We start from the raw sequence: 12,493 nt of genomic DNA on the forward strand, positions 1-12,493 counted from the left end.
TAAATTATCCAACTTGTTAAACATATTAATAGAATTTTTAACTATAGATCACATTTATTAGGTGATACGTCCTAGTAAATAATCCGGAGAGATTCAGCGTTATGGATCAAATGTCAGGTGCAGAGTGTCCTCTACATACATTAGACCGCACAGAGCAACCTCAACCAACGCCACTAGAACCGATGACGTTTCCTCTGCATGGTGCGAGGTTAATCGAGGCATCAGCAGGTACAGGTAAAACCTTCACTATTGCAGGTTTATATCTGCGCCTTTTGCTTGGTCACGGCAGCGCGGAAACTCGACATCGCGTACCGCTTACGGTCGACCAAATTCTGGTCGTAACCTTTACCGAAGCGGCAACTGCGGAATTACGCGATCGTATCAGGGCAAGAATCCATGATGCGCGAATCGCGTTTGCGCGTGGACAGAGTTCCGATCCGGTGATCCAACCTTTGCTTAATGAGTTTGACGATCACAAGCAAGCCGCAGAAATTTTATTGCAGGCAGAGCGTCAGATGGACGAGGCGGCAGTCTACACCATTCACGGTTTTTGCCAACGTATGCTAACGCAAAATGCGTTTGAATCTGGCAGCCGATTTAATAACGAGTTTGTGACCGATGAAAGTCACCTAAAAGCGCAAGTTGTAGCCGATTACTGGCGCCGCAATTTCTACCCGTTGCCATTTACTTTGGCTGGAGAAATTCGCCAGCTATGGGGCTCTCCATCTGCGTTGTTGTCTGACATCAGCAATTACTTAACTGGTGTGCCGTTAAGCCTTTCTGTTCCGGCAATGAAAGGCAGTTTGGCTGATCTTCATACTGAAAATTTGAAAAAAATTGATGAATTAAAAGCACAGTGGCGAGAAAGCCAAGATGACTTCTTGACGCTGATTTCAGATTCAGATATTAGCAAACGCAGCTACACCAAAAAGTCTCTGCCGACGTGGTTGGAGGCGGTAAACGCTTGGGCAGCAACGGAAACCACAGGTTACGATTATCCAGACAAGCTGGAGAAATTCGCGCAAAACGTCTTGTTGGAAAAAACACCGAAAGGCAGTGCGCCGCAGCACGCGGTATTTGAAGCCATTGAAACATTTCTTGCTAACCCAATCAGCTTAAAAGCGCCACTGCTTGCTCATGCGATTGAGCATTGTCGTGTGATGCTGGCCAACGCGAAAAATCAAAAACAGTGGCTCTCTTTCGATGATTTGCTGACACAACTTTCTGCTTCTATCGATACGGACGAAAGCGAGCTTTTAGCGGCGCGTATTCGTACTTTGTATCCTGTCGCAATGATTGACGAGTTCCAAGATACCGACCCGCTTCAATACAGTATTTTCAGCCGTATTTATCTGAACAACCCGGAATGTGGTTTGTTTATGATCGGGGACCCCAAGCAGGCGATTTATGGCTTTCGTGGCGCAGACATTTTCACTTATATCAAAGCGCGTAACCAAGTAAGTGCCCACTACACGTTAGGAACCAACTGGCGTTCTAGCGCAGATATGGTGCAGGCGGTAAACCAAGTATTTGCTTTGCCAGACAGTCCATTTATCTACGATTCGGATATTCCGTTCTTACCCGTTAAGTACAGTCCCAATGCCGAAAAACGCATTTGGACTATGGGTGGCCAAAAGCAACCAGCGCTGACTTATTGGTTGCAAGAAGCGGACGATAAACCGCTACCAAAAGGCAAGTATTTGACTCGAATGGCAGAGGCGACCGCAAGCCAAATCCAAACCATTTTGACGCAGGCTCAACAGGGGCAAGCGTGTCTGGTGAATGGCGAAAATCAGAAAGCGGTTCAAGCGGGCGATATCGCGGTGTTGGTTCGAACAGGTAGTGAAGGTCGAATGGTCAAACAAGCCCTGGCAAACCAAGGCATTGCCAGCGTGTACCTGTCTAACCGAGACAGTGTGTTTACCAGTTCAGTGGCGCAGGATTTACAGCGTTTGCTGCAAGCGGTGCTGACTCCAGAAAATGATCGTGCGCTGCGTGCAAGTCTTGCCTCTGAGCTGTTTGCCCTCGATGCAGCAAGTTTGGATGCGCTTAATAACGATGAAGTCGTGTGGGAAAACGCTGTTAACGAATTCAAAGAGTATCGCAAACTTTGGGTTCAGCGTGGTGTGCTACCGATGCTGCGCGCAGTGATCAGCAAACGCCATATTGCTGAGCGATTACTAGAAGAGGGTGCAAGCTCACAGGGTGAAAATGGTGAGCGAGTACTTACCGATTTAATGCACATCGGTGAACTGCTTCAACAAGCCAGTAATGAACTGGACAGCGATCACGGTCTGCTGCGTTGGCTCGCTCAGTCTATCAGTGATGCGGAAAACGGTTTGGGCGGCAGTGATGACCAAATCCAACGTTTAGAATCGGAACGTAACTTAGTACAGATCGTGACTATTCACAAATCAAAAGGCTTGGAGTATGACCTCGTATTTCTACCGTTTGTGTTCAGCTATCGAGAAGCCAGTGAAGCCAAATATTACGATGCAGCCAATGACCGCACGGTACTGGATATCACTGGCAACGATGCGTCCATGAAGCAAGCGGATAAAGAGCGTTTGGCGGAAGACTTACGCTTGATATACGTGGCATTAACGCGAGCTGTGTATGCGTGTTTTATCGGTGCCTCACCGTTGCGTAATGGCCGTTCGACCAAAGAGCCAACTGGCGTACACCGCAGTGCGATTGGCTATTTGATTCAGAATGGTCAAGAAGGTGGCATTAACGATTTGCACCAAGGTTTAACAAAGCAACAAGACGAGCTTGATTGTGTCGTCGTGGCCGATCCGCCGCAGAAACTCGAAGAGAAGTACGTAGCGCCACAAGAAGAAGTACACGATCTTAGTGCGAAAGAACTGCAAAACCCTATCGACAGAAACTGGCGCATCACCAGTTACTCTGGCTTGGTCAAGCAAGGCTCTCATCACGCCGAGCATGATGCCACGATTGAGATTACAGGTTTCGATATCGACTCATCTGAAGAACAAGACGAAGCGGATTTGGTGGAGCCAGAGCGTTCGATTTTTACCTTCCCTCGTGGTGCGCGTCCGGGTACGTTCCTGCACAGCCTGTTTGAGGAAATTGAATTTACTCAGCCAGCCACGACGGAAGAGAATACACAAATCATCCTTGGCTTGATGGAAAGCGAACAGCTCGATGAAGAGTGGTTGCCCATTTTACAGCAATTGATTGATACCGTACTCGCAACGCCGTTGGATGGTAAGTCTTTGCTGCTGAATCAAAAAGCACCGTCGCAACGTTTGGTGGAGATGGAGTTTTTGCTGCCGATTGAAGTTTTGTCTGCACCGGCGTTAAACCGAGTCATTCAACGTCACGATCCGTTGTCGGCGAAAGCGGGGGATTTAGGTTTCCAAACCGTGCAAGGCATGCTCAAAGGTTTTATCGACTTGGTGTTTGAACATCAAGGTAAATACTACGTGCTTGACTGGAAATCGAATCATCTTGGCGACGATGTGACGAGCTACCATGGTGAGGCTCTGAAATCGGCGATGGCGGATCACCGCTACGATTTGCAGTACCAGATTTATGCGTTAGCACTGCATCGTTTCCTACGCAGCCGATTGGCGAATTATCAATATGAGCAGCACTTCGGTGGCGTGTATTACTTGTTCTTACGCGGCATGGATGGGCAGAGTGACCACGGCATTTTTGCTGCGAAACCAACCTTAGACTTCTTACAAGAGATGGATCGTTTGATTGATGGTCAAGTACTTGAAACGCGCTCAACTCAAGCCGGGCAGATGGAGCTACTTTAATGACGACAAATCACAATCTTCATTCTGGCCAAGATAGTTTATTGGTAGTGCTGGAACGCTTGGCGCACAAAGGTGCTATTCGTCAGCTCGACTACCAATTCGCCTGTTTTATTGATTCTCAAACGCATGATGAACAGTCGGACAGTCAAGCATTGGCGTTTATCGCGGGTGTTGTCAGTAGTGAGCTTGGCAAAGGACATATCTGTCTGTCTCTGTTCGATGCACAAGGGCAATCTACGGATTTAGCCAGTAAGCTAGGGCTGTTTGGTGAGTCGGCATTGGCGCTCAACACACAGTTGCAAGACATAGACTGGATTCAAGTATTAAAAAATTCCACCGTGGTCGGCGCGCAAGGAGAAGCCTTGCCGCTGATGTTCGATGGCGAGCGTCTGTATCTGCACCGCTATTGGCATTATGAAGTGACACTGGCGGAAAAGCTCAATCAGTTGGGCGCCGCAGTTAACTTGCAACCACAAGAGTTTGTGCGATTATCCGAGTTGCTCAACCATTTGTTTGCACGCCAATACCATTTTCTGTTTAACGCGTTAGGCAAAGCAGTAGAAGCGGGAAGCAGCAACCAAGTGTTGCGCCAGCAATTGGTATGTGATCACCTTGATGTGGTCGTAAGCGAATCGTTGGATTGGCACGCCATTGATTCCGTACTTAGCAATGCGCGCAAGGTTCAGGATTTACAAACACTGGATGAACTCGTGCCACTCTCGGCTTGCGTGAACTGGCAAAAAGTCGCGGCGGCGGTTGCGTTAACTCGTCGATTTGCTGTGATTTCTGGTGGCCCTGGTACGGGTAAAACGACGACAGTAACCAAATTGCTTGCTGCTTTGATTGAACAGGCGACGCACGAAAAAAATCTAACCATCAAACTGGTGGCCCCAACGGGGAAAGCGGCGGCGCGATTAACCGAGTCCATTGGTAAAGCAGTGCAAGAGCTGCCAGTTTCTCCGGAGCTAAAAGCCAAAATTCCGACTGAATCGAGTACCTTACATAGGTTGCTGGGCGCGATTCCTAATAGCGCAGAATTTCGTCACAACAAGCAAAATCCACTGCATTTGGATATTTTGGTTATCGACGAAGCGTCGATGGTCGATTTACCAATGATGTATAAAGTGGTCGATGCCTTACCGAAGCATGCGCGGCTGATTTTGTTAGGTGATAAAGACCAACTTGCCTCAGTTGAAGCAGGGGCTGTGTTGGGTGATATCTGTTCGTTCCATGCATTGGGTTATGGCAAAGAGCAGGCGTCAGCCATCGCAAAACTGACGGGTTTCGATACTTTAGCCCATACGGGGAACAGTGCCTCCAGCATTGCCGATAGCCTGTGTATGCTGCAAAAGAGTTACCGATTTGATGCTCGCTCAGGCATTGGTCAGCTGGCAAAAGCGGTCAATTCCGGTTCTGCTGCGAGTGTAGATAATGTCTGGGCGCGTGACTTTTCCGATATCGAACATTTCGCACTAAGTAGTCAACATTACAACCAAATGATGCAGACGTTGGTGCAGGAATACGGTCGTTACCTCAAACGCATTGGACAACAGGAAACTGATCCTAAAACCGGAGAGCCAGAGTCGCTAACGCACAAAGCCAAAGCGGTGTTAGATACCTTCAACCAATGCCGACTGCTGTGCGCGATCCGTGAAGGTGACTTCGGTGTGGCTGGGCTAAACCAACGCATCGAGAAAGCGCTTGCGGCGCGCAAGTTAATTCAAGTTCAGGATGAAATTTGGTATCACGGCAGACCCGTCATGGTTACGCGTAATGATCACGGTTTAGGTTTGTATAACGGTGATATTGGTATTTGTATGCGAGATGACAGTGAAGAAGAACCGCGTTTGAAAGTCTTTTTCGAGTTACCTGACGGCAGTGTGAAATCGGTCTTGCCAAGCCGAGTACCTGAACATGAAACGGCTTACGCCATGACCATCCATAAATCGCAAGGCAGTGAATTTGATTACACCCTTATGATTTTGCCACCAGACTTTAGCCCGATATTAACCCGTGAGTTGATTTACACAGGCATTACCCGCGCGAAAAAGCGTTTAGCTCTTTACGCCGAACTTAATGTTCTGAAGCGAGGCATTAAGGTGAAAACCACTCGTGCGAGTGGGTTAGTACAGCGGCTTACTAACTAAAACAAGAAGACCGAGCTTATGGCTCGGTCTTCTTTTATGCATGTTTTGCAAACGCATTGGTAAAAGACACGCTGCGTATTTTGTATTGCTGTTGATAAGCAAGAATAAAATCTCGGATAGCGTCATTTACGGGGAAAACACAGTGGACGTCTAGGCCTTCTAAAAACTGATTGTCAGCCATATCCCAGAAGCTTTGAAGCGAATTACAAATGATTGTTCTCATAACAGTGCTCGTCTCGGCTTATTTAAAGTCAGATTAACAACTGTCCTTGGTGTGCAATACGGAGCTAACTAGTTTTTCAATTGCCCAGTATTTTAGGGTGAAGGCTACATTACATCACCTAGATCCATTCGTATTGGTTAAAAACCAATCACTAGCGAGCAGAGTATAGCCAACCAAATGTATATTTAAAAGATAAAATTGGAACAAAAATCAAGCAATGGTTTGCGCATATCTAAGTTGGGTTTACATGATGACCCGCTAGTCCGGAGTAGGGGTTATGTGTGGCCTTACTCCTAAACAAACTCGTTCCTAAACAAGCTCGATGTGCAGGGTTGAGCGTTAATGAACTAAATCCTGCCCTTTGAGGTTAGTTGGTATAGTGGAACGTTAAGTTTCGCTCCCTGATTTAAGGTTAAGCTATAAATCTAACGCTAAGATTTTGGACTTACGCTGGAAGTTATATAACCCTTGTTTGGCTCCAGGCAAATAGTCGACACTGACTTCGTAAAAACCTTGCTCTCTAAACCAATGCAAACTGTGTGTCGTGAGGACAAAAATCTGATCAATGGTTTCGGATTTAGAACGATGTTTCATGTAGTTGAGCAGTAACAAACCTCGGTTTCCATCACGATAGTCAGGGTGAATCGCTACGCAAGCCATCTCAGCTTTACGCTCTTCTGGGTATGGGTAAAGGGCAGCACAGCCAATAATCAAGCCGTCTTTTTCGATGATGGTAAATTTTCCAATCTCTTGCTCTAGCTGCTCTCGAGAGCGCCTAACCAGTACACCTTGTTCTTCTAACGGGCGAATGAGGTCTAAGATACCGCCAATATCGTCAATATTAGCTTGCCTCACTTGTTCAGCACTCGCCATAACAACTTGGGTTCCGATGCCGTCGAAAGAGAACAACTCCTGAATTAAGGCGCCATCTACTTTATAACTGATCAAGTGGCTACGAGGTACTCCGGCACGGCAAGCGGCAATAGAGCCTTTAAGAAAGCGCAGTGTTCCTGTGTTGTAATCTAGATCAGGAGACGTATTTTCAGAGAGCGTTTTGATGACATGCTCCGCCTCAATTGGCAGTAATTCGGCGACAGCATTGCCGTTGTCATCAATGACACCTTGTTCGGAGCAAAAACCAATCAGCTTATCCGCACCCAGCTTTATCGCCAGTTGTGTCGCGACTTCTTCAGAAAGTAAGTTAAAACACTCGCCAGTCACAGAGCTAGCAATGGGGCCAAGTAGCACAATAGAGCCTTGGTCGAGCGTGCGATTAATCGCGTCGGTGTCAATGCGGCGAATGCGTCCACTATGGCAATAGTCCACACCATCATCAACGCCGAGTGGCTGAGCAATGATGTAGTTTCCGCTAACGACATTGAGCTGGGTGCCTGCCATCGGAGTGTTGTTGAGGCTCATTGATAGGCGCGCAGTAATCGCAAGTTGAAGTTGTCCGGCAGCTTGCATAACAACAGATAAAGCCGATTCATCCGTAATGCGGATATTTTTGTGGTAAGGCGTAGTGAGGTCTTGTTTTTCTAGCAGCTGATTAATTTGAGGACGTGCACCATACACCACCACGACTTTGATTCCGAGGCTGTGCATGAGTGCGATATCATTAATAATATTGCCAAAATTTTTGTGTGCGACGGCTTCTCCGCCCAGCATGATCACCATGGTTTTTCCGCGGTGAGCATTGACATAAGGTGTTGATTGACGGAATCCTTTTACGAGAGCAGTACTACGAATTTTCACTACAGCCATTCCTTTGTTTAATTATGTTAAAATAATGCCTTTTTATTCACTTGGTGGCAAGGTGAAATTTTGGAATAAAGCACAAACATATTGAGGTAGGTTCTTGGTCCCGTTAAGAGGGAAGGTTACAATGGTGGCGTCTTTCCTCAATACGTGAACCTCATGTCTTCTGCTGTTAATAAGAATGCTGCGATCACTGCTTCAAATCTGTCAAAAACGTCATCTAAATCAATGCTTCGTAAGTGGCTAGAGCGTTCTCTCATGCTTATAGCGATAGTTGGAACCGTTGTCGTGTGCATGCTGTATAGTGATTTGATTACTCGAACCATTAATCCGCCCATTCCCAAATCGACAATTTATGGTCGCTGGGTTGAGCAAGATGTTGCGCCTTATGCTCGTGAAGAATTTGTGTTGAGTGAGCGCGGTGTTACCGTAAATGGTTCTACAGTGGCGACCAGTTTTGAATTCGATGGGGATTCGTTTTCGTATCGAGTGGGTTCAAATGAGCGGCACTTCAATTTTGTGGGTAAGCAGCATGCAGAAATGAAGCTGGATGCCAATGCACATTATCTACCTGTATTCCGTTTAGAGGGGCGTGCAAGGATTGCGGTAAGATAGTCGTTTTTATTATTGTCTCTTAAGCTGACAGCTTTTTCGTCTGTGAGTCACATGGATGATCACAATTTCATCTCTCAATCAGTAAATCTTACTTTCAAACATAATCCGGACAATTCCGTAATTCTTCCGCTGCTATCATGTTGTATTAACTGAATGAATTCACAACGAGTAAACGGATTGGCTTAGCGTTGAAACATTTTGTCGTTGCTTTTCAATTGCACCGTATGCATTTGTTTGCCATCCTTTTGCTATTCTCTTTTACGGAAAAGACACGTGTTAAAAAAACTCCTTCCTATTATCTCTTTGAGCCTACTCTTTGGCTGTGCTCAACAAAATGATCGTGCTCAGCAATATCTTGATGGTGAGTTTCCTCAGATCCTCAATCAAGTGGATGTGGTTGAGTCTAACAAACCACGCGATTTTACTGAATTTAACAAGCAAGCTGAGCAAGTGGTGATAAAGTCACCATCCATGGCGAAGATATACCAACCGCTATATCAACGATTAAGTGAGTGGGCGCAACAGAGCGGAGACACCAGTGCGTTGAGTGCGTTTGGCATTCAAGCCGCGCAATTGGGTGGTGGTGATAAAAAAGGTAATGTGCTGTTTACCGGATACTTTTCTCCCGTGATGGAGCTGCGTCATACACCAAACGACATTTTTAAGTACCCAGTTTATGGCAAGCCAAACTGCTCATCAGATTGTCCGACTCGCGCGGAGATCTACAACGGGGCATTAGATGGCCAAGGTTTGGTGCTAGGTTACGCGCCTAATCGTATCGACCCATTTATGATGGAAGTGCAGGGCAGTGGCTATGTGCATTTTGAAGATGATGATACGTTGGAGTACTTCGCGTACGCAGGGAAAAATAATAAAGCTTACGTTAGTATTGGCCGCATTTTGATTGAACGTGGTGAAGTGCCGCGTGAAAAAATGTCTCTCAAAGCGATTAAAGAGTGGGTAATGGACAACGACGACGCAACAGTACGCGAGTTGTTGGAGCAAAACCCTTCTTACGTCTTCTTTGCGCCAAAAGCGGAAGCGCCAGTAACGGGGTCGGCTGGTATTCCTTTGTTGCCAATGGCCGCGGTCGCGGGTGACCGTTCTATCTTACCAATGGGCACACCAATCTTGGCGGAAGTACCATTGCTGAATGCGGATGGTACGTGGAGCGGTGCTCATCAACTGCGAATGCTGATCGTTTTAGATACTGGTGGTGCGGTAAAACAGAACCATTTGGATCTGTATCATGGCATTGGTGCGAGAGCAGGAACGGAAGCAGGGCACTACAAGCATTTTGGTCGAGTTTGGAAACTTGGGCTGGAAAACTCACCAACTCAAGCGCCTTGGGCTTTGCCGCCAGAAAAGCTACAATAGCCATCCAAGAAAGAGGAACACTCTCTTATCTAGACATTTCATCAAAGAGTGCGTATAAATCGCACTCTTTGTTTTTCTATCGATCATCTGGACTTCAATATGCGTGAACTCGATACCCCAGCATCTGACAGCTACAATCAACGCTTTGGCGGCACTCGTCGTCTTTATGGCAACAGTGAAGTAGACATTCTTCGCGCTGCACACGTTTGTGTGATTGGTATTGGTGGCGTAGGTTCATGGGCGGTGGAAGCGCTGGCTCGTACGGGGATCGGTGAGTTGACTCTGATTGATATGGACGATGTTTGTGTCACGAATATTAACCGCCAAATTCATGCGATGACGGGCACCGTTGGCCAAAGCAAAATTGAAGTGATGGCCGAGCGTGTCAAATTGATCAACCCAGAGTGTAAAGTCAATCTGATTGATGATTTCATCACGCCAGACAATCAACATGAGTACTTAAGCAAAGAGTTTGATTACGTGCTAGATGCGATTGACAGCGTAAAAGCGAAGGCGTCTTTGTTGGCGTATTGCCGCAGCAACAAGATCAAAGTGATCACTACGGGGGGCGCTGGTGGTCAGGTTGACCCAACGCAGATCATGGTCGCTGATTTAACGAAAACGATCCAAGATCCTCTAGCGAAGAAAATCAAAGACACCTTGCGCCGTCATCATAACTTCCCTAAGAATCCGGCTCGTAAGTTTGGTATTGATTGCGTGTTTTCAACCGAGCAGCTGAAGTACCCTCAAGCAGACGGTTCAGTGTGTGGTGTGAAGTCGACAGCGGAAGGCCCAAAACGTATGGATTGTGCTAGCGGTTTTGGTGCGGCGACTGTTGTAACTGCAACGTTTGGCTTTGTCGCGGTATCGCGAATCGTTGAGAAGTTGATTTCAAAATATAAGAAGTAAACTAGAAGAAGAGCGCATCATGACAGATTTTCCCGTTTCTCCATTTGGTACAGATATCACCAGCGAAGACATTGTAGCGACTATGCAGCAATTTCAAGGCTGGGAAGATCGTTACCGTCAGGTTATTCAGTGGGGTAAAAAGCTGCCACAAATGCCAGAAGAGCTGAAATCAGAACAAGTTACCGTTTCGGGTTGTGAAAGCTTGGTGTGGTTAGTGAGCAAAGAGCAAGATGGCGTTTGGCATTTTTGTGCGGACTCCGATGCGCGTATCGTCCGTGGATTGATTGCCTTGGTGATGGCAGCTTATGACGGTAAAACGGCCGATCAAATTCAAGCATTTGATATTGATGCTTATTTTGAACAACTGGGGCTTGTCTCCCATTTAAGCCCGTCACGTGGTAATGGCTTGAAAGCTATTGTAGAGCAGATTAAGCAAACCGCCGTGTAACGAGTCATTTTCCCAATTCTTAAAAAACGCCGAATAGCCTAGCTGTTTGGCGTTTTTTGTATCTGAGTTGAGATATTTTTTGCAAATGGATAAAAAATATGCAAATGGTCGACTATTTTAGCGTTAATTAACCATTCTATTGATCCTGGTTCATTATATTGCCCACTTGGTTTTTATAAACTCAATTGTATTTAAAATTTGTCTATATTAGATAATAGACATATGCCCCACTCGCTCCTATTCCCCAATGTGGAAACACACTTGGAAGCGATTGGGTTACTTAGATACAAATGCTAGGAACCTCCCTATATGCAATTCACCTTGGAACATGCGCAAGACGTGTTATCCGGAATGCCAGACCCCACTTTTATTCTGAGTGAAGATGGTATCTATATTGATGTTTTTGGAGGAACAGATAAAAAAGCCTATCACGATGGAAGCAATTTGATAGGTGAGACGCTGCACAGCGTACTCGAGAAAGATAAAGCTGACTGGTTTATCGAGCAGGTCAATCGATCACTGAAACAAGACAGTATTGTGACGGTCGAGTACAAGATGTGCGCCGACAGCATTCAGGGAATAGATGCTAACAGTGGGCCAAGAGGCGACCTATACTACGAAGGCAAGATCTGCCCACTCGCTATAAAATACCGAGGTCGTCGCGTTGTCCTTATTCTTACACGCAACATCTCCAATCGCCACCGAGTTGAAACCCTTCTTCGCCATCAAAGCCAAATTGATGCTCTTACCAACATCTACAATCGACGTGTCTTTTTCGAAAAGCTCACAGAAGAGGTCATTAAAGCTCAAGAGCCGAACTATCACTCCGCGTTGTTATTGTTTGATTTGGACTTTTTTAAAGTCATCAATGATAAACGTGGTCATGATGCGGGGGATTATGTCTTAGAGACCTTAGCTGATTTGGTTTCTCACTTACTCGTCAAAGACGAAATTTTTGCAAGAGTCGGAGGGGAGGAGTTTGCGATTATTTTGCCAGAAACTTCTCTGTCGGCGGCGAAAGAGGTAGGAGAGGAAGTACGTTCCCACATTCAAAATTGTCAGTTCGAATTTGAAAAGATTGAAATTCCGGTCACGGTGAGTGTAGGCGTGGTGGAAATAGGCAGAAATGAAACCACCAAACGTTTGTATGCGCATGCAGATAAAGCGCTTTATGCTGCGAAAAGAAATGGCAGAAATTGCGTGGCGACTCTGGATAGGCAGATGGAGTAAC

General features: G+C 46.3%; 9 protein-coding genes. 7 read left to right on the forward strand and 2 right to left on the reverse strand.

Annotated features, from left to right (window positions below; all coding sequences use genetic code 11):
* Nucleotides 1–110: 110 nt before the first annotated feature.
* Together recB and recD are read left to right on the forward strand one after the other, a co-directional pair.
* Nucleotides 111–3,785 carry an exodeoxyribonuclease V subunit beta gene (gene recB, locus R7E42_RS13050; protein ID WP_318072756.1) on the forward strand — a complete coding sequence of 1,225 codons (3,675 nt, stop codon included), beginning with the start codon at nt 111–113 and terminating at the stop codon, nt 3,783–3,785.
* Entirely contained in the window at nt 3,785–5,932 is a 2,148-nt protein-coding gene (recD, locus tag R7E42_RS13055; RefSeq protein ID WP_318072743.1) for an exodeoxyribonuclease V subunit alpha, read from the forward strand. Before recB ends, recD begins: the two co-directional genes overlap by 1 nt.
* A gap of 34 nt (nt 5,933–5,966) precedes the next feature.
* Here recD and R7E42_RS13060 read toward each other — a convergent pair whose 3' ends face one another.
* Together R7E42_RS13060 and argA are read right to left on the reverse strand one after the other, a co-directional pair.
* Nucleotides 5,967–6,155, reverse strand: a complete 189-nt coding sequence (locus R7E42_RS13060) for a hypothetical protein (RefSeq protein ID WP_005380230.1) — start codon at nt 6,153–6,155, stop codon at nt 5,967–5,969.
* 417 nt (nt 6,156–6,572) lie between these two features.
* Nucleotides 6,573–7,910, reverse strand: coding sequence for an amino-acid N-acetyltransferase (gene argA, locus R7E42_RS13065; protein ID WP_012841478.1), 1,338 nt, complete (start codon nt 7,908–7,910; stop codon nt 6,573–6,575).
* A gap of 162 nt (nt 7,911–8,072) precedes the next feature.
* On the opposite strand from argA, the gene R7E42_RS13070 reads away from it, so the two are divergent.
* From R7E42_RS13070 to R7E42_RS13090, 5 genes are all read left to right on the forward strand, one after another.
* Nucleotides 8,073–8,528: a DUF2850 domain-containing protein gene (locus tag R7E42_RS13070; protein ID WP_005380234.1), complete on the forward strand. Its 456-nt coding sequence runs from the start codon at nt 8,073–8,075 to the stop codon at nt 8,526–8,528.
* A gap of 273 nt (nt 8,529–8,801) precedes the next feature.
* Nucleotides 8,802–9,905, forward strand: coding sequence for a murein transglycosylase A (mltA, locus tag R7E42_RS13075; RefSeq protein ID WP_005391723.1), 1,104 nt, complete (start codon nt 8,802–8,804; stop codon nt 9,903–9,905).
* A 99-nt stretch (nt 9,906–10,004) separates the two neighbouring features.
* Nucleotides 10,005–10,814: a tRNA cyclic N6-threonylcarbamoyladenosine(37) synthase TcdA gene (tcdA, locus tag R7E42_RS13080; RefSeq protein ID WP_005380241.1), complete on the forward strand. Its 810-nt coding sequence runs from the start codon at nt 10,005–10,007 to the stop codon at nt 10,812–10,814.
* A 19-nt stretch (nt 10,815–10,833) separates the two neighbouring features.
* The gene (csdE, locus tag R7E42_RS13085) at nt 10,834–11,262 is read left to right on the forward strand and encodes a cysteine desulfurase sulfur acceptor subunit CsdE (protein WP_047102627.1); all 429 of its coding nucleotides are present in this window, start codon (nt 10,834–10,836) and stop codon (nt 11,260–11,262) included.
* A 309-nt stretch (nt 11,263–11,571) separates the two neighbouring features.
* Nucleotides 11,572–12,492, forward strand: coding sequence for a diguanylate cyclase (locus R7E42_RS13090; RefSeq protein WP_318072744.1), 921 nt, complete (start codon nt 11,572–11,574; stop codon nt 12,490–12,492).
* Nucleotide 12,493 lies beyond the last annotated feature (1 nt).

This window comes from Vibrio sp. Vb1337, from assembly GCF_033338715.1.
Lineage (GTDB): Bacteria > Pseudomonadota > Gammaproteobacteria > Enterobacterales > Vibrionaceae > Vibrio > Vibrio alginolyticus.

Excerpts from the sequence above, each read along its gene's own strand:
- recB (WP_318072756.1), top strand. The coding sequence starts at position 111 with ATGTCAGGTGCAGAGTGTCCTCTACATACATTAGACCGCACAGAGCAA.
- recD (WP_318072743.1), top strand. The coding sequence starts at position 3,785 with ATGACGACAAATCACAATCTTCATTCTGGCCAAGATAGTTTATTGGTA.
- R7E42_RS13060 (WP_005380230.1), bottom strand. The coding sequence starts at position 6,155 with ATGAGAACAATCATTTGTAATTCGCTTCAAAGCTTCTGGGATATGGCT.
- R7E42_RS13070 (WP_005380234.1), top strand. The coding sequence starts at position 8,073 with ATGTCTTCTGCTGTTAATAAGAATGCTGCGATCACTGCTTCAAATCTG.
- tcdA (WP_005380241.1), top strand. The coding sequence starts at position 10,005 with ATGCGTGAACTCGATACCCCAGCATCTGACAGCTACAATCAACGCTTT.
- csdE (WP_047102627.1), top strand. The coding sequence starts at position 10,834 with ATGACAGATTTTCCCGTTTCTCCATTTGGTACAGATATCACCAGCGAA.
- R7E42_RS13090 (WP_318072744.1), top strand. The coding sequence starts at position 11,572 with ATGCAATTCACCTTGGAACATGCGCAAGACGTGTTATCCGGAATGCCA.